Source organism: Archaeoglobus sulfaticallidus PM70-1 (assembly GCF_000385565.1).
Taxonomy (GTDB): domain Archaea; phylum Halobacteriota; class Archaeoglobi; order Archaeoglobales; family Archaeoglobaceae; genus Archaeoglobus_A; species Archaeoglobus_A sulfaticallidus.
This window is the reverse complement of sequence record NC_021169.1, coordinates 920,724-936,693: the sequence shown is the minus strand read 5'-3', so window position 1 is coordinate 936,693 and position 15,970 is coordinate 920,724. Positions and strand designations below refer to the sequence as shown.

The 15,970-nt window shown below is 43.3% G+C and carries 18 protein-coding genes; 11 read left to right on the top strand and 7 right to left on the bottom strand.

From position 1 onward, the window contains the following. Positions 1–26 precede the first annotated feature (26 nt). From cyoE to ASULF_RS05025, 4 genes are read left to right on the top strand one after another with little or no spacing between them, the layout of a single operon-like run. Positions 27–884, top strand: coding sequence for a heme o synthase (gene cyoE, locus ASULF_RS05040; RefSeq protein ID WP_015590618.1), 858 nt, complete (start codon positions 27–29; stop codon positions 882–884). Positions 885–908: 24 nt separating this feature from the next. Next, positions 909–1,451 (top strand): hypothetical protein, encoded by a 543-nt coding sequence (locus tag ASULF_RS05035; protein WP_015590617.1) that lies wholly within the window; start codon positions 909–911, stop codon positions 1,449–1,451. Position 1,452: 1 nt separating this feature from the next. Then, positions 1,453–1,986 carry a YfcE family phosphodiesterase gene (locus tag ASULF_RS05030; RefSeq protein WP_015590616.1) on the top strand — a complete coding sequence of 178 codons (534 nt, stop codon included), beginning with the start codon at positions 1,453–1,455 and terminating at the stop codon, positions 1,984–1,986. After that, positions 1,964–2,569, top strand: coding sequence for a molybdenum cofactor biosynthesis protein MoaE (locus ASULF_RS05025; protein WP_015590615.1), 606 nt, complete (start codon positions 1,964–1,966; stop codon positions 2,567–2,569). Before ASULF_RS05030 ends, ASULF_RS05025 begins: the two co-directional genes overlap by 23 nt. Before the next feature lie 38 nt (positions 2,570–2,607). On the opposite strand, the gene cgi121 is transcribed toward ASULF_RS05025, so the two are convergent. Together cgi121 and ASULF_RS05015 are read right to left on the bottom strand one after the other, a co-directional pair. Then, the gene (gene cgi121 / locus ASULF_RS05020; protein WP_081623001.1) at positions 2,608–3,135 is read right to left on the bottom strand and encodes a KEOPS complex subunit Cgi121; all 528 of its coding nucleotides are present in this window, start codon (positions 3,133–3,135) and stop codon (positions 2,608–2,610) included. Positions 3,136–3,148: 13 nt separating this feature from the next. Continuing rightward, positions 3,149–3,856, bottom strand: coding sequence for an RAD55 family ATPase (locus tag ASULF_RS05015; RefSeq protein ID WP_015590613.1), 708 nt, complete (start codon positions 3,854–3,856; stop codon positions 3,149–3,151). Positions 3,857–3,914: 58 nt separating this feature from the next. Between ASULF_RS05015 and hisI the strand changes: the two genes are divergently transcribed. The 3 genes from hisI (at position 3,915) to ASULF_RS04995 (ending at position 7,360) form a co-directional block, all read left to right on the top strand. Then, positions 3,915–4,265, top strand: coding sequence for a phosphoribosyl-AMP cyclohydrolase (hisI, locus tag ASULF_RS05010; RefSeq protein ID WP_015590612.1), 351 nt, complete (start codon positions 3,915–3,917; stop codon positions 4,263–4,265). Next, positions 4,262–6,070 carry a PINc/VapC family ATPase gene (locus ASULF_RS05005; protein WP_015590611.1) on the top strand — a complete coding sequence of 603 codons (1,809 nt, stop codon included), beginning with the start codon at positions 4,262–4,264 and terminating at the stop codon, positions 6,068–6,070. Before hisI ends, ASULF_RS05005 begins: the two co-directional genes overlap by 4 nt. Before the next feature lie 831 nt (positions 6,071–6,901). Continuing rightward, positions 6,902–7,360 carry a 30S ribosomal protein S15 gene (locus tag ASULF_RS04995; RefSeq protein WP_015590610.1) on the top strand — a complete coding sequence of 153 codons (459 nt, stop codon included), beginning with the start codon at positions 6,902–6,904 and terminating at the stop codon, positions 7,358–7,360. Positions 7,361–7,409: 49 nt separating this feature from the next. Here ASULF_RS04995 and ASULF_RS04990 read toward each other — a convergent pair whose 3' ends face one another. Next, a complete protein-coding gene (locus tag ASULF_RS04990; RefSeq protein WP_015590609.1) occupies positions 7,410–8,675 on the bottom strand; it encodes a tRNA(Ile)(2)-agmatinylcytidine synthase in 1,266 nt (421 codons plus the stop codon). 82 nt (positions 8,676–8,757) lie between these two features. Continuing rightward, entirely contained in the window at positions 8,758–9,666 is a 909-nt protein-coding gene (locus tag ASULF_RS04985) for a tetratricopeptide repeat protein (protein ID WP_015590608.1), read from the bottom strand. A gap of 116 nt (positions 9,667–9,782) precedes the next feature. On the opposite strand from ASULF_RS04985, the gene ASULF_RS04980 reads away from it, so the two are divergent. The 3 genes from ASULF_RS04980 to ASULF_RS04970 all read left to right on the top strand — a co-directional run bounded on the left by ASULF_RS04980 (position 9,783) and on the right by ASULF_RS04970 (position 12,431). Then, complete coding sequence (locus ASULF_RS04980; protein WP_015590607.1) at positions 9,783–10,478, top strand: tetratricopeptide repeat protein; 696 nt, start codon at positions 9,783–9,785, stop codon at positions 10,476–10,478. A gap of 1 nt (position 10,479) precedes the next feature. Then, entirely contained in the window at positions 10,480–11,373 is an 894-nt protein-coding gene (locus tag ASULF_RS04975) for a thioredoxin family protein (protein WP_015590606.1), read from the top strand. A 320-nt stretch (positions 11,374–11,693) separates the two neighbouring features. Next, a complete protein-coding gene (locus ASULF_RS04970) occupies positions 11,694–12,431 on the top strand; it encodes an ATPase domain-containing protein (RefSeq protein ID WP_015590605.1) in 738 nt (245 codons plus the stop codon). A 15-nt stretch (positions 12,432–12,446) separates the two neighbouring features. Here ASULF_RS04970 and ASULF_RS04965 read toward each other — a convergent pair whose 3' ends face one another. Continuing rightward, complete coding sequence (locus ASULF_RS04965; RefSeq protein ID WP_015590604.1) at positions 12,447–13,289, bottom strand: TatD family hydrolase; 843 nt, start codon at positions 13,287–13,289, stop codon at positions 12,447–12,449. 30 nt (positions 13,290–13,319) lie between these two features. Further along, positions 13,320–14,162 carry a class I SAM-dependent methyltransferase gene (locus tag ASULF_RS04960; RefSeq protein WP_015590603.1) on the bottom strand — a complete coding sequence of 281 codons (843 nt, stop codon included), beginning with the start codon at positions 14,160–14,162 and terminating at the stop codon, positions 13,320–13,322. Positions 14,163–14,267: 105 nt separating this feature from the next. On the opposite strand from ASULF_RS04960, the gene ASULF_RS04955 reads away from it, so the two are divergent. Further along, positions 14,268–14,747 carry a hypothetical protein gene (locus ASULF_RS04955; RefSeq protein ID WP_015590602.1) on the top strand — a complete coding sequence of 160 codons (480 nt, stop codon included), beginning with the start codon at positions 14,268–14,270 and terminating at the stop codon, positions 14,745–14,747. On the opposite strand, the gene gatD is transcribed toward ASULF_RS04955, so the two are convergent. Then, positions 14,741–15,967, bottom strand: a complete 1,227-nt coding sequence (gatD, locus tag ASULF_RS04950) for a Glu-tRNA(Gln) amidotransferase subunit GatD (protein WP_015590601.1) — start codon at positions 15,965–15,967, stop codon at positions 14,741–14,743. The genes ASULF_RS04955 and gatD overlap by 7 nt on opposite strands. Between the last annotated feature and the right edge of the window lie 3 nt (positions 15,968–15,970).

The following is a 15,970-nucleotide window of genomic DNA, read 5'->3' as shown; positions in this document are numbered from 1 at the left end:
GTAACAAATGAACAAAACTGGCAAACATGGATTTGAAAGCCTTCGTTGAAGTAACAAAACCCAAACAGACACTGCTACTCATGATTACCTGCATAATGTCATTTTTAGTTGCATCAGGCTTTTCGTTCCACCCGGTTGAACTGATCAAGGTGTTCTTGGCTGTGTCTCTTGCAGTTGCTGGCACAACAGCTCTGAACATGGTTCTGGACAGAGATATAGACATTCTAATGCCAAGAACTATGAAACGACCAGTTCCATCTGGAAGACTCCCCGAAACTGTGTGCGCAATTTATGGAACCCTGCTTTTCCTGATAGGTATAGCCATAAGCTACACGATAAACATCTATGTTTCAATTGTAATCTTCCTGGGGCTCTTTTTTGACATCGTCATATACACAATAATGCTGAAGAGAAAAAGTCCATATTCTATTGTTTTGGGTGGGCTTGCCGGGGCAATGCCCTCTTTTGCTGGGTGGACTGCAGCAAAGGGGTATTTCGATGTCGCAGGAATGCTCATATCAATGATAATTCTGCTGTGGATCCCTGCTCACATCTGGTACCTCTCGATGCACTATGAAGAGGACTACAGAAGGGCAAATATACCGATGCTGCCACTAATAGCCGGAATGGAGAGGGCTTCGTGGATAATAGTTTTTAGTGTGGCTTTAATGCTCTTCATGGTTACCCTGCTGTTTCTGGTTCTGCCATTCGGTCCAGCTTACTTCATAACCTCTGTTATAATCACGACCTATTTCCTGTACAGGGCAATAGTGTTCGCAAAAGCGCCTTCCAGAATCGGAGCAAAAAGTATGTATAAGCTCGCAAGCAAAACTCTTGGTGTAATCTATCTCGCGATGGTTATCGGATCTCTACATAGTTTCTAGTAACATACATCCAGGGTGATATCGGTGGAAAAGAAAGAGATAAAAGAAACAAAGGTCAGAAAAGTCATAAGACTCAGGGAAAAGGACCTCAGAAGGGTTCAGAAAGCAATCCATGAAGAATGGAAGAAGATGATGTTTGGAGAGAGGTTTAAAGCGGCAATAGAGGTTGAAGAGTACCTCGATGACTGCACATCCAGAATTGTTTCCGGGGTTATAGATCTTTTCTCTGGAAATGATCCAGAAGATTTAGATGAGGCAGTGGATAACCTCATGCGATATCTCGCCACTGACAGGTTTCTGAGTCCTGGAGATGCGATTATGATGCTGTTAAATCTCAAGGAATTGATATACAGTATGTTCCCGAACATGAGTATAGATGATTATAGAAAGCTGGATAGAATCTTCTACAACCTTGCAAGGCTATCCTTTGACAGGTATGCAGGGATAAGGGAAGAAATATTCGAGCTCAGGCTGATGGAGAAGGAGAAAGAGAAGAGGATGCTTGAAAGATCGATAGAGCTCGCCCTCGAGGATCAGGAATTTTACGATAACATGAGGGTTGAGTAGCATGACAAAAATAATCGCCATAAGCGATACACACATGGATTTATGGCATCCACCAAAGAAACTTTCTGAGCTGATGGACAACGCAGATCTGATAGTCCATTGTGGTGATTTCACAAAATACGAGGTTTATGAGACCCTGAAAAAAGAGTACGATCTTTTTGCAGTCCGTGGCAATGCGGATGACAACAGAATCAAAAAGGAACTGCCCGAACTCACGAGGTTCTCTGTAGAGGGCTTGAAAATTGGATTGATACATCAGGGAAACTACCTGAACAGATTCGATGATCTCGGCTACAAGGCCAAGGAGATGAGTGTAGATGTTCTCGTTTTCGGGCACATTCACAGATTCGTGGTCGAGTCTGTGGGTGGGAAGCTCCTTATATGTCCTGGAAGCCCGACAAAACCGAGACTGTCGATAGCGAGTTGTGCGGAGATAACCGTTGAGGGGAAGAGGGTGAATGTTGAGATGAAGATCGTTCAGGATGTTGTCTGCGGTATGGGGGTAAGGCTGAATGAAAATCCTGAGAGGATTTGATGAATCCAAGGAGAATGCCGTTCTGATCACAAAAAAAGATGAAAAGATTTTTTGCAAGTCAGAAAAGCTTCAGATGGAAACTACACATGACTTGGGTGATGTTCTGGAAGTTCTTGCATCTCTCGGTTATGAGTTTGCCTTTCTGGATGGGTTTAATGAGGTGGATTTAGATCCGGAGGTTGAATCTCTCGCTTCCCTCATAAAAAAGGTAAAGAGAGAGAATGCTGAGTATTGCGGGGCAATAGGTATTTTTGTTGGATTTGTGAGGAAATTCTCAGACGGGAAGGAAGTTGTGAGACTCGAGTATGAGGCTTACGAACCTGTTTTCAGTGAAAAGGTCAGGGAGATAGAGAACATCCTGAAAAGCTATCCGGGTGTTGAGGGAGTAAAGATATTCCATAAAAAGGGCAAGATCAATGTCGGAGAGGATATTGTATATGTTGTTATCATGGGCAGGCACAGGAAGGATGTGTGGAAGCCGCTGTCTGAGAGCATGGAGATCATAAAGCGTGAGCTTCCTGTGTGGAAGAAAGAAATCTATGTAGATGGGGAGCAGTGGGTTCACGATAAGCTGGAACAGTAAGATTTAGGCATATTTATGGATGGACACTTAATCTCTTTTTATTTATTCAAATCGAAAAGAACGATCTTCTCCTTAACGAGCAAATCAAAATTTTCCTTACCAGCGATCTCAAGTTCTTCCTCATTTATGTCATAGATTTCCATGAACTTTTTTAACTTCTCTTCGTTAAGCTCCGTCTCCATCTCCTCACAATCAACAATATCAACACAATCAAATTCAGCCTCGTTTATATCGCGATCGCTAATTACCACAACATAGACCTTCATGCCTCTCTCCTTCAATCCAAATTGAATGACATCTCTTATCTGCCTCGTTGCGAATAGATAGAGCATTATCTCCACACCGAGATTCCTCGAAATCCTTTCTCCGCTGTACCATCTTTTCAGAGCTTTACCAACGGCAAAATCCAAAATTTCCCTGTTCAAGACATACTTTGCGTTTATTGCAGAAACATCAAGGCCTCTCTCTTTGAAAAAGTTGAAGAAATCCTCAACTTCACAGCCAACAACCCCGCAGAAGATTTTGTAGGCCACCATATACAGCCTCCATATTAACAAACCTTTCATGACAGCGAAGACCTTACACAACCCTCATTAAAGATTCCATCATTATCCCTCTCTGTGTAAGCTCATACCTCATTATGTTTTTAGGGGGGACATAATTCAGTAGTTTGATTATTTTTAGTCTCCTCTGTATCTCGTTCTCAACTTCTCTCAGATCAAGGTCGATTACAGCATCGCTCAGGTGTTTTACGGCAGTTTCAATTCTGACATCAAACATATTTTCAGTCATCAACAGGACTGTCAGCGAATCCTTGATCTTTGTTAAAAGTTTAAGGTTCTCTAAGAAATACTGCACCTCTTCAAACTCATATGTGATTATGTAGAAAGTCAGATTGTTTAGGATAACTCTATCGTAGTTCTCTTTTTTCAGTAACTTCAATACAGATCCTATATAATCCTGCCTGAGGCCTCTAATATATGCCTCCATATCTGTGTTTTCAAGCACGAGGGTTGTTCTTTGAGAGAAAAAGTCGATTATTTCCAGATTCGAAAAATCTACTTCCTTGAAATACATCTTCAAACTTTTTAAAACAGCTTCTTTTGAGTAGTCTGTTGTGATATACAGTACTCTCTCTCCCCTCTTCAGTCCTTCAACCACAATATGATATGAGAATATCTCCTCACCCACCCCAGGCTCAGCCAGGATTAATGTCAGGTTCTCAGAAGGGAGACCTCCCTTAAGCTGTGTATCGAGGGATGGTATTCCAGTTCTAAATAACCTCATTTACATCACAACCCAGACATCATATAAGCTTTATAAAACTTCGCATGATTTGATTAGTATGGGCAAACTTAACATAGATGGAGATATTAATAATCTTAAGTTTAGTGAATCGGGTCTCATACCTGTGGTTGTGCAAGATGTAAAAACGAGGGATGTGCTAATGCTCGCATATGCTAATGAAGAAGCGATCAGAAAAACTTTTGAAACTGGTTACGCTCATTACTGGAGCAGAAGCAGAAAAAAGCTGTGGAAGAAAGGAGAAACTTCAGGAAATGTTCAGAAAGTTATTTCTGTTTACGCTGATTGCGATAGGGATGCGATAATATATGTTGTTGAACAGAACGGAAAGGCCTGTCATACCGGAGAGTGGACCTGCTTTCACAACAAATTATGGGGAGAAGATCTATGAGTGGAGTTGATTTGAGTAATAAATCAAAAATTGTATTGGACACAAGTGCTTTGATAGATGGTAGGATTTCGAAGATAATTGAGAAAAGCTTTGATGGAAAGGTAATAATTCCTGAGCCAGCAGTTGCTGAACTCGAAGCTCAGGCTAACTTTGGAAAGATGAGCGGGTTTAGAGGGCTTGAGGAGATTACAAGGATCAGAAAAATAGCAGAAAAGAAAGGATTGGATGTGGTTTTTTCTGGAGAGAGGCCAGGATTGGATGACATCAAGCTCTCAAAGGGTGGAGCGATAGATGAAATGATAAGAAGAGTTGCTGAAGTCGAAAATGCAACTCTAATCACATGTGACAGGGTTCAGCATATCGTATCGGTAGCTAAGGGCATAGATTCGATATATCTCGCTCAGGAGAGGATAGAGCCAGAAAAGACAAAAATAATGTCCTTCTTTACAGAAGATACCGCCAGCGTGCATCTCAAAGAAGGTGTTCCACCATATGCCAAGCGAGGGAGAGTAGGGAGTCTAAAGCTGGTAAAGCTTTCCGAAACTCCCATGACCGCAGAGGAGCTCAGAGGCATAGCAAACGAGATACTGGAATCTGCGAGGCAGGATGATGACAGTAGCATAGAGATCGAAAGGCATGGTGCTGTGGTTGTTCAGCTAAGAGATCTCAGGATAGCGATCGCTGAAAAACCGTTCTCGGATAAAATGGAGATAACGGCAGTAAGGCCTGTGGCAAAAGTGTCGATCCACGAGTATGGGGTTGATGAGGAGTTAAAAAGGAGATTCATCGAGAAGCAAAGGGGAATCCTCATCGCTGGGCCACCGGGAGCAGGGAAGTCAACATTTGCCGCAAGTGTGGCAGACTTTCTGATGGAACACGGTTTCCTTGTTAAGACGATGGAGAGTCCGAGAGATCTGATGGTTAGAGATGAGGTAACGCAATACTCTCCACTTGAGGGGGACATGTCCCTTACAGCAGACATACTGCTTCTCGTAAGACCGGATTACACTATATACGATGAGCTGAGAAAAACATCCGACTTCCAGATCTTCGCAGATATGAGGCTTGCTGGTGTGGGAATGATTGGTGTTACTCATGCCACAAGGGCAATAGATGCCGTTCAGAGGATGGTCGGGAGAGTTGAACTTGGAGTGATACCGCAGGTGGTTGATACAGTAATCTTCATCGATGCTGGCAGGATAGCGAAGGTTTACGAGCTGAAGTTCAATGTTAAGGTACCCACAGGCATGACCGAAGCAGATCTGGCAAGGCCGGTAATAGATGTAATCGACTTCAAGTCAAAGAGGGTTGAATACGAGATCTACACCTATGGTGAACAGGTTGTTGTGATGCCGCTGGTTGGCGAGCGAGATCCGGAGGAGATAAAGCAGAGGCTTGAGGAGATTCTCTTCGAACTTGTTACAGACTTCGAGGTTGATGTTCTGAACGACAGAAAGGCTATAATCAGGGTCCCAGAGGACCAGATCTCGTTTATCCTTGGCAGGAGAGGAAGAAACATAAAGCGGATAGAGGATGAAGTGAAGATCAGCATCGATGTTCAGCCTCTAAGAAGCAAGAGAAGGGGAGAAGTTATAGAGGCAGAGGTTGGAGAGAGCAGAAAGCAGTGGCTGATTTATGCTCCTGGACTGGAAGGAAAAGAAGTCGATATCTTCGCTGAAAACGACTATCTCACAACCGCATCAGTAGGCAGGAAGGGTGTTATAAGAATCAGGAAAGACAAGGACATCGGGAAGGCGATCAAGATAGCTCTGATGAGGGGGAAGAAAATCTACATCAAGTATTAGACGCCTGTGAGAGGGCATCAAGAATATGTCTTTTTTATTTCTTCTAAAGGTATTTTTGTTCCTTTCGAAGATTTAGCTGTTCTACGATTTCTTTTATTGATAGCATATAATAATATTTGGTATTTTCATGCTCTTTAAAACAGCAGGAAATTTATCTGTATCAACATTGGAGTTATCATATGCCTGTAATCCATAAAAATCATTAAACAGGGAAGCATTACAATCGAAGCTTTTGAGAAACCTCAACTGAGAACCGTGGCTCTGAAAAATTTCTGCGGTATCGGTGGCGGTTCAACGGTAACTTACATCGAATCCGATGCGAAAATATCATTGACACAGGTTTTGATTTTGAAGGTAATTTAAGCAGGGATAATGTGAATAGAAACAGGAAGATTCTTGTTCATGCCCTATCAAATTTCGGTCCAGGCCATGCACCGGATCACGCATCGCTGATTGTTGAGACTGAAGAGATGGAGGTATTCGGAAAGTTCAGGCTTCGGTGGGAGGATTACGGGTATTGGGGAAGTAAAGGTCTGTTGCAGGAGATGCCGTGGTTTCTGCAAGCTATTATCTGACAGATAAGGTCTGAAAGTTCAATCCGGATTTTCACTCCGAAGAGGTTGCTCTGGATAGTTAGGATGATAGAGGGTGTTGCAGATTACATAATCCCCGGACACGGTGGAATGTTTAAATGTAAATGGAGATGATAGCAGCTAGCCCAGTATCGTTTACAAGGTCAGTCACAATCAGACACCACTACAAAAGATTTTTAAGTTGTGTGGGATGCAGTCGATAGAGATAAATTGAAGGAGTTCATTTGAGGTGATGCTCATGGCAAGAATGCATGCAAGGAGAAGAGGAAGTTCAGGTTCAAAGAGAGTTTATCGAGACTCACCACCTGAATGGGTAGAGTTGACGGCTGAAGAGGTTGAAAAGAAGATCGTGGAGCTGCATAACGAGGGTTATGAACCGAGCATGATCGGTATGATCCTCAGAGATAGATATGGCGTTCCATCGGTGAGGCAGGTTACGGGCAAGAAACTGGTTCAGATACTCAAGGAGAAGGGAGCTAAGATCGACTATCCAGAGGACCTCAAGTCGCTCATAAGGAAGGCCATAAACCTGAGAAAACACCTAGAGACCCACAAAAAGGATTTGCACAACAAGAGAGGTCTGCAGTTGATAGAGGCAAAGATCTGGAGGCTCTCCTGTTACTATAAGGAGAAGGGTATTCTCCCGAAAGACTGGTCTTACGATCCGGAGAAGCTCAGAATAGCCCTCAGAAAGTAATTAATTTTTCTTATTTCAGTATTGTGGCTACTACCTGAAAAGTTGGCCTCTACCTGAAAATATTTTTGTTCGGAACATCCATCCTTACCAGTGGTTTTGATATATGTCCACGTGCACACGGGGGGACTTCATAGAACCCTTCTGAAAGATCTCTGTCGATTTTCTCTTTAACTCTACTTTCTGCAGTTGTTTTGCAATTCTTGCATCTGAATGGCTTATTTCTGCCAGAGGATTTCATTCTCTTCCCGCATATCGGACATTTAGGATTCGAGTACCTGAATCTGACGAGCTTTATTACTTCCATCTTCTCGAGGTTGATCGTGTTTTTCTTCATGGCCCCAAAAACCCTCACCTCATCCCCCTCAATCAATTTCAGAACAACATCCCTGAACTGTTTTGTCGGTTCGAAAGCCGAGCACTTTACCTCACCAAACTTTGTCTTTATTGTGAAGAACACATGTCCACCTTTATGTATATACGGTTTCTGGACAACAGTCCCTCTAATTATGTACGAATGGAAGTTCTTAACTTCATTTACCTCATCCTCATCTATGAGATGGGCATCTGTTGACTGGTTGGTTATGAACATCATCTTCCTGTCAACCTCTTCAGTCCTCAAAATCTCGACTGCAGAGTTTATCGCATTGTAGTCTGAGCCCCTTATCCCATATAGAACAGGATCCTTCCCTTTTGGCACGCAGACAACGATTCTGTTCCTCCAGTCAACCGTGTCCCATATCTTCGGGTAGTAAAGCTCATCAGCTTCATAAAAGCTGTCCTCATCAATTCCTCTTGGTGTGCCAAACCTTTCCGGCATACGGTATGCTAAAAGCTCGTAGGTGTAATCGTGGCCGTCATATCCAACGGCAGATAAAGCTCCTATCAAACCCCTTCCCTTCTTGTATTTCAAATGGGGGATGAAGTACTTGCCAATTATGAATAGAGCCTCATCCAAGCTGACAATATCCCTGACAGCTTTTCTGGCAAATTTTGTCAGATGGCTCATCAGCCTATCGTTCTCAAAGTTCACGAATACAGCACCGGGATTTGTGCTATCGTCAGACATCATAGAGTGCTCGATTATCACATCATCCACAACCTCGATCACATTCTCAACATCATCAGTCTCAACAAGAAATGCAACTGCACCATTACCCCTGGTCTTGTATGGTATTGTCGGGTTGAGCCTTATCAGCCTAGGAAATCCTACTACTCTGCCAAACTTTTCTACTTTATCCATAGCGAGCAGTGCCAAGTAAGTGGTGCACATTCCGTTAACTGAATCCGTGTCGTCAATGCCCACCCAGACCTTCATCCCACAGACTTCTGTATATGGCTAAATGAACTTTTTGCTAACTATTTCAATGCCGTAGCGTCTCGAAAATAAGGATGCCACACTACTTTTTCAGCACATTTGCCTTCTCTAGACATTTTCTCGCAAGCTCGGAATCTCCGATTTTCACGGCAATTCGGTATGCTGCATCATATTTTTCAAGCGCATTATCAACATCCTTGCTCTTCTCTGCCCAGCTGAGGAGCAGTTTTGCTTTCTCTCTCAGAACCTTAAGCTCTTCGATGGGACTTGAGGTATCTATTGTTTCAAGCTGTTTCATTGCATCTTCAAACTTGTTCTGATTCTTTAAAGCATCATAAAGCAGCATCTTTATCTCTTTTACATCTAGATCGTTCTCCGCGAAGTTTAATGCTTCTTTTAGCTGTATTTCAGCGGCCAGATAGTCCTTCAGCTCCATGTATCTCCTGCCCCATTCTATGTAGATCTGGGTTTTTAGCTCTCTGATAACCTCATTCTGTTTTAACCTCGACAGTATGTTTATAGCCCTCTCAAAATCCCCCTTTTCCGTTATTTCGCCTACCTTGAACAGAATCCTTTTAAGCTGGCTTTTGAATCCAAAGTGGTAGAATTCAGTTATCAGGAGGGCGGCGGTCTCATAATCTCCATCATCTATCCTTCGCTCTATTGCCTCTTTAACGAGAAAGAAAACACTCTGATTGATCGACTTATCCTTGAGGTCTGAAATCAGTCTCAGCGATTTCAAAAACAGCTCAAAAACTCTTTCCCTGTTCTCACCATCAAAGTATCTAGATATTCTTTCTGATAGCTTTGCGATGATGTACAGGGCTTTGGGCCTGTCCTTCAGCATTACAAGGTATTTACCAGCATATTCAGGAGCTTCAAAAACCTTTTCGATTGACTTTACAACCTCCTCATCACTGCTCAAAGCTCTGAGGAGTTTTATGTCCTGATGATCGAGGAAAGCCTCACAATCACTCAAGAACTCATTCATGGAGAATCAGATACAATTAAAGGTTAAAATTCTTTTCCTGCAATCGTAAACTACGATCGTAAACTATTTACAACTTTTAGATATTTGAAGAACATTATCTGAAGGTGGAATGAGGTATGATGAGCGAAGAAGAAAAACTTTCTGCTGAAGAATGGTTCAAAAAAGGGTTGGAAGCTGGAAATGTTGATGATGAAATAATGTCCTTCAAGAAGAGTGTTGAGCTGGATCCTGAAAACCCTTCAGCATGGAACAATCTGGGAATAGCGTTATATGATAAGGGAATGCAGGAGGAGGCAATCCAGTGTTTCGTTAAGGCCTTGGAAATAGATTCAAAATACACGGATGCCCTGTTCAATCTCGGTTATGCCTTAATGATGATGAGAAGGTTTGAGGAGGCTGAGCAGTGCTTTGAGAGAATCCTCAAGTTCAACTCAAACGATGGAGGAGCCTGGAACAATCTGGGATATGTTCAGTACAACCTGAGGAAATACGAGGAGGCTGAGAAGTCCATCAGCAAGGCGATAGAGATAAACTCTCAGGATTCGTCAGCCTGGTACAACCTCGGATTGCTGTACTATGCAATGGAAAGGTTCGATGATGCGATAAAGTGCTATGAGAAAGTTCTTGAGATAGATCCCAAAAACACGCTCGCCATGAACAACATAGCCATAATCCTGGGCAGAAAAGGGAAGCTGGATGAGGCGATAGAGCTTTTTGACAAGGTAATCGAGATGGAGCCAGATAACGAGGTTGCTAAATTCAATAAGCAATTCCTGATTCAGAGGAAAGAAGCTAGAGGTCAGAAGGGTTAGCATGAAGGTTCTTGTATCCAGTCTGGATGAAAAGCACAGGATCGAGGAGCTGGGGGATGATTTTGAAATCGAGCTGGGTGACTACGAATATACGCCAGTCTTCATTTTAAATTCGATCAGGTATCATGGATTTCCGGAAGGTATTGAGAGAAAGGTTATCACAGACATGATAACTTTATCAAATTCGATGAGCTTTGATCCCGAAATAAAAAACAATCTGGAAAGGATTGAAAAAATTAAGGCGAGCTTCAAGGTGTTCATATCTCCATTCTGCCCACACTGTGCAAATCTCGTCAGAAAGCTTATACAGCTCTCTCTTGCAAACCCGGATATCTCACTGGAAATATTCGACGCAACGAGGTTCGAGAAGCTGGCCAGAAAGTACGAAATCCTTTCTGTTCCTGTGACGATACTGAACGACAGGATCAGGCTTGTGGGTGACAAAAGCATAGAAGAACTGCTAAACTGGGTGGAGAACATCGACAACGAGGGGTTCCTGATGGACTACTTCAGAAAGATGATCTCTGATGGCAAGGCAGAAGAGATAGTTCAGATGGTCTCCGATTTCGGATTGGATGACTTTCTTGTCACATTGATCGAAAAAGGAGATTTTATTACAAGGCTGGGCGCGATGTTTTTGCTTGAAAATCTTGCTGAAATGGGAAAAGATGTCGCTAAAGCCAAGAAAAAGATCCTCGAACTTATCCAGGATAGGTTAAATCTGGAGTCAGACAGGGTATTCCTTGAGGATGCAGTAATGATCCTCGGAAAGATTGGGGATTCCTCTGATGCTGATTTTCTGAAAAAGTTGCTGAGTAGTGTGGAGGATAAGGGTCTGAAGGAAGCTCTGATGGATGCTATAGACGAAATTGAAGGAAAATCAGCAGATAGCTGACACCAGCCATTAATGGGATAAAAACTGTTCAGGTTGGGACTTGATGTCTTCTCTGCTGCAATTTTATCGTTTTCCTGTTGCTTTCTCGATGGGTTTTACATGAAGTTGGAAATTTCGGAGGAATGCAGACGATAGCCGCTTTAGTATATGGGCATATATGAGATCCCAAAGATTTTTTCGATTTTTATATGTAAAGTTAGAATTAAAGTTAGATTGTGCTCTACTGGTTCTGCTTCAGATTACCTGTTTTCTCAACACTAACATAATAATGATGGGAAAACTTTATATTTAATAGATCCTACAAAAAACTGGGTGAGCCAATGACATTAGAGAGAATTCCTACTGGTATCCCGGGCTTTGATGAAATAACTCATGGTGGGCTGATAAGAGATAGAAGCTACCTCGTTACAGGCCCTTCCGGCTCAGGTAAAACGATTTTTGTTGGTCAATTTCTGGTCAACGGTATCGAGATGTATAACGAGCCGGGAATAATGATCGCAACTGAAGAGAGACCACAGCACATAAGAGAGTATTTTTCAACCTTTGGCTGGGAGCTTGAGAGGCTCGAAGACGAGAATATGCTAGCGATAGTCGATGCAACATCAACGAAGATTGGATTGCCGAGTGACGAGAAGTATATAGACATCAGACCGTTCGACACACGATCGCTGATAGACCAGATAATCAATATTCAGGATGAAATCGGAGCAAAAAGGGCCGTTCTTGATTCAACTACATCAATAGGTTTTGCGATAAACGATGTATCAAAGTTCAGGATAGAATTGCTGAAAATATCAACCACATTGGAGATTTTAGGACTCACGTCCCTTCTAACATGTGAGGTTTTAAGCACAGAAGGAGACCAGATAAGCAGGTTTGGGGTCGAAAATTTCGTTGTGGAGGGGACGATAGTCCTGTACTACACCAAAACAGAAAATGTGAGGGTAAGAGGAATAGAGATCTTCAAGCTCAGAGGGAGTGACCACAGTAAGAAAATACATCCATTCGAAATAACCGAGAACGGGATAGTTGTGCATCCAGAGGAAGAGGTTTACTGATACAAAAAAATTTATTTATATGTCCAATTCGATTTTATAAATCTTTTCAACATTCTCTACACATACTTTGTAGGCAACATCCTCATAACCAAGCTCGTACAGCTCTCTGATTCTTCTGGGAACCGTTTTTGGGCCGAGTATCGCTCCGGGTCGGCTTTTGTCATCAATATAATCCGTTTCGACAAAGAATCTGTCGCCTTCTTCTGCAGCCTTAAGAATGTTGTTGTCAAAGGCTATAACCGATGGAAACAGGCCTATTTCCTCAAATTCCTTTACTGCCGGTGGAGCGAAGTGCTTTACAACCCTTTCCACCTTAATCCCTGATTTTCTGGCTATCTCTGCTATCTCCTTCATGCCATCTGAGGTGTAGCTCTCTGTGTGGATCTGCACAGCACAATCGCAGTCCTTGGCTACTGAAAACGCATGACCCATTATCTCGTTGCTCATTTCCCATACCTTCTTGCTAACCTTATAGTGGGGTCTCCCGCTCTTTATTGCTACAGCTTTGCCCTCAGCGACATACTCTCCGGCTATTGCCAGAGCTTCCTTCATGATCTCGCATGCTTTTTCATAGCCTATCCTCTCCCCAAGAATAGTTATCTCTGCTGGATGGACTGCCAGAACCGGATGAACCTTAACGATCTCGTTGGCCTTCCTGACAAGGCTCAGATGGAAGTCGAAGATCTTTCTGAAATCCTCTCCGCTTGTTGGAACCATGTCATAGTGTGTGCTGAGGAGAGATACCAAGAAAACATGCGTTCCACCAGCATTCCTGAACTGCTTTAATGCCTTGAGCTTCAAGTTGTTGTAGAGGTGCATGTGGTTATCAGTAACAATCCTATCTCCTCTCTCTTTCATTTTACTATCGCCCCCATATAGCCTGTACACCTAACCTTCAAGCTCTCTAACCTTCAAGTCCAGCACATACCTGTAAACATAGGGTGCATAGTTGCCACACTCCCTGATGTTCTCAACATCCACAATAACGCCGTTATCGGCGAACAGCCTCATAACCCTCTCTGGCAATATGGACTCCTTCTCTTCCTTCCCGGCAAATGTGTAGTAGTGAATGTATCCTCCCTCCTTCACCTTACTTCCAACAACATCCACAAAGTTCTCTGCTATGTACGGGGAGGGCATGAGTATCCTGTCGAACCTTCCATCGAGCTTGGGCATAACCTCTCGAACATCCCCCTCAAATACCTTAACAATGTCCTCAACCTTGTTTGCGACAACATTCTTCCTAAAGTACTCCACAGCTACCGGGTTGATCTCTACCCCCACAACCTCCTTAGGCTTAGCTTTCTTTGCAATCACAATCGCAAAGGGACCAACCCCTGCGAACATCACGAGGACCCTTTCTCTTTCATCAACGAGTTTCGATATCCTCTCCCTCTCTCCAGAAAGCTTTACGGAGTAGTAAACCTTGGTCGGATCGACATGAAACCTGCAGCCATGCTCCTTAACAATCGTCTCCGTAGAATCCCCAAAAATTTTCTCATATCTCGCAACCCTGTAAACACCATCTACCTCTCCAACCTTCCTCAATATGGTTCTGACATGCTTGTGCTTCTCAAGAATGCCGCGAATTATGAGGTCTTTATACTCAACAACATCATCTGGAATGTCCACTATGACAACATCTCCGATTATCTCAAAACTTCTCCTTATCTTTGATACAACCTCCTCATCAAGACCGTACTTCTCCCTGAGCAGTTTCTTGAGGCTCACATCTCTTTTTGTACAGATGGTTATATGAGATTAACGAAAGGTTGACAGGAGTTAAAGAAAGACAAACAGAGAAAATCATTTAACCCCCCTTACAGACGCATACATGTGTACTCCATAGTTCCATATATCGACAGGAATGAGATAAGAGAAGGAGTTGTCGAGTTTCTGATTGCAAAGGGATACAGCAAGTCCGAGATCCAAGATGACTACATCGAAATAGACTCACAGACGATATGGATCGATATCGTTGTCAGGGTTGAAGGGAAGAACAAGATAGTAATACTGTGCGAATCCTCAGCAGACAATCTGACGATCTCAAGCAGAATAGCGGAGATAATCGCGAAGCTCATATCCCCACCCCCAGCAGTTGTTGCCGTGACAAACCTGATAGACAGCGAGGTGAGGTTTCTCGAATCCGGAAGAACTTCATACTCGCTTGACAGCATACCTTCAAGAGATGAGATTTTCAGTCTGAAATCTCCGGAATTCAGCTTCGATAAGAAGAAAATAGAGAAGATGAAGAAAGTCCTTCTCGGCCTGTATCAGATGAGACTGTGCAAGTGCGGTATAAAAAAGGATCAGTAGGATGTCCTTGGGTTTATCTCTCCAACCAGATTCTTCTTAACGAGCTTTTTAGCCTCCTCGAGATCGTAGTTACCGAGAAGCCACATTATCTTGATCAGAGCAACCTCTGGCAGCATATCCTCTCCCTCGATAACCCCAGCGTTCAGCAGATCCCTGCCAGTATCATATACTCTATCGCAAACCCTGCCCCACAGACACTGTGATGTCATAACTATCAGGCTGTCATCCGAGATTCCCCTGATCGTGTCGATCCAGTCAGAGGAAACATGTCCTAAACCTGTCCCTTCAAGAACGAAGCCCCTGTATCCCTTACTGTAGTAGTACTCCAGAACATCTGGCTTGAGCCCCGGGAAGAACTTTACCAGCACACATTTCTCGCTCAAGTTGCTTTTCAGCTCAAGCTCCCTCTCTCCCCTCTTTATAAAATCCACATGCCACTCTATCCTACCGTCCGGATAACTTACCCTCCCCAGCGGTTTCTGATTCACAGACTGAAACGCATCCCTTCGGGATGTGTGGTTCTTTCTCGCCTTAACAGCCCTGTGGATGTAGCAGTAATCATCGCTCGTTGATGCGTGCATGACTATGGCCACCTCACCAAGCTCGGATCTTGCCACATGGGCACTGCATATCAGGTTCATCGTTGCATCACTGGATGGGCGATCGGAGCTTCTCTGTGCCCCCACAAACAGCACGGGAACTGGAGTGGAGAGCATGAACGATACTGCTGTAGCAGTATATGCGAGCGTATCGGTTCCGTGGGTTACTATCACGGCATCGTATCCGTCCTTTATGCTGCTGTATATTTCCTTCGATAGCTCTATCCAGTTCACAGGTTTCATGTTTTCCGAGAGGATGTTGTAAAGGAGCATTGAATCGATGTTGCAGATGTTCTCTATCTCCGGAACCTCGGCAACTATCTCTTCAGATGAGAACTGGCTTGTCACAGCTCCAGTTCTGTAATCGACCTTACTCGCTATCGTTCCACCTGTTGATATTATCTTAACATTAGGTAGCTCGGGTTTTTTCGTGATGGGTTCAGCCTTAAAGGATGCTCTTTCTGCCTCAAAAACATCCAATATCTCATACTCGCTGAATCCAACATTGTATCCGTTGTCGAGCTTGAGTATTAGGTTCCCTGACCTAGTGGGCATTACAATACCCTCAAATACCTTGCCCTTCGCCTTAATCCTAACTTTTTTACCCAGGATCTCATCCATCAT

Excerpts from the sequence above, each read along its gene's own strand:
- cyoE (WP_015590618.1), top strand. The coding sequence starts at position 27 with ATGGATTTGAAAGCCTTCGTTGAAGTAACAAAACCCAAACAGACACTG.
- ASULF_RS05030 (WP_015590616.1), top strand. The coding sequence starts at position 1,453 with ATGACAAAAATAATCGCCATAAGCGATACACACATGGATTTATGGCAT.
- ASULF_RS05025 (WP_015590615.1), top strand. The coding sequence starts at position 1,964 with ATGAAAATCCTGAGAGGATTTGATGAATCCAAGGAGAATGCCGTTCTG.
- cgi121 (WP_081623001.1), bottom strand. The coding sequence starts at position 3,135 with ATGAAAGGTTTGTTAATATGGAGGCTGTATATGGTGGCCTACAAAATC.
- ASULF_RS05015 (WP_015590613.1), bottom strand. The coding sequence starts at position 3,856 with ATGAGGTTATTTAGAACTGGAATACCATCCCTCGATACACAGCTTAAG.
- hisI (WP_015590612.1), top strand. The coding sequence starts at position 3,915 with ATGGGCAAACTTAACATAGATGGAGATATTAATAATCTTAAGTTTAGT.
- ASULF_RS05005 (WP_015590611.1), top strand. The coding sequence starts at position 4,262 with ATGAGTGGAGTTGATTTGAGTAATAAATCAAAAATTGTATTGGACACA.
- ASULF_RS04995 (WP_015590610.1), top strand. The coding sequence starts at position 6,902 with ATGGCAAGAATGCATGCAAGGAGAAGAGGAAGTTCAGGTTCAAAGAGA.
- ASULF_RS04990 (WP_015590609.1), bottom strand. The coding sequence starts at position 8,675 with ATGAAGGTCTGGGTGGGCATTGACGACACGGATTCAGTTAACGGAATG.
- ASULF_RS04985 (WP_015590608.1), bottom strand. The coding sequence starts at position 9,666 with ATGAATGAGTTCTTGAGTGATTGTGAGGCTTTCCTCGATCATCAGGAC.
- ASULF_RS04980 (WP_015590607.1), top strand. The coding sequence starts at position 9,783 with ATGATGAGCGAAGAAGAAAAACTTTCTGCTGAAGAATGGTTCAAAAAA.
- ASULF_RS04975 (WP_015590606.1), top strand. The coding sequence starts at position 10,480 with ATGAAGGTTCTTGTATCCAGTCTGGATGAAAAGCACAGGATCGAGGAG.
- ASULF_RS04970 (WP_015590605.1), top strand. The coding sequence starts at position 11,694 with ATGACATTAGAGAGAATTCCTACTGGTATCCCGGGCTTTGATGAAATA.
- ASULF_RS04965 (WP_015590604.1), bottom strand. The coding sequence starts at position 13,289 with ATGAAAGAGAGAGGAGATAGGATTGTTACTGATAACCACATGCACCTC.
- gatD (WP_015590601.1), bottom strand. The coding sequence starts at position 15,967 with ATGGATGAGATCCTGGGTAAAAAAGTTAGGATTAAGGCGAAGGGCAAG.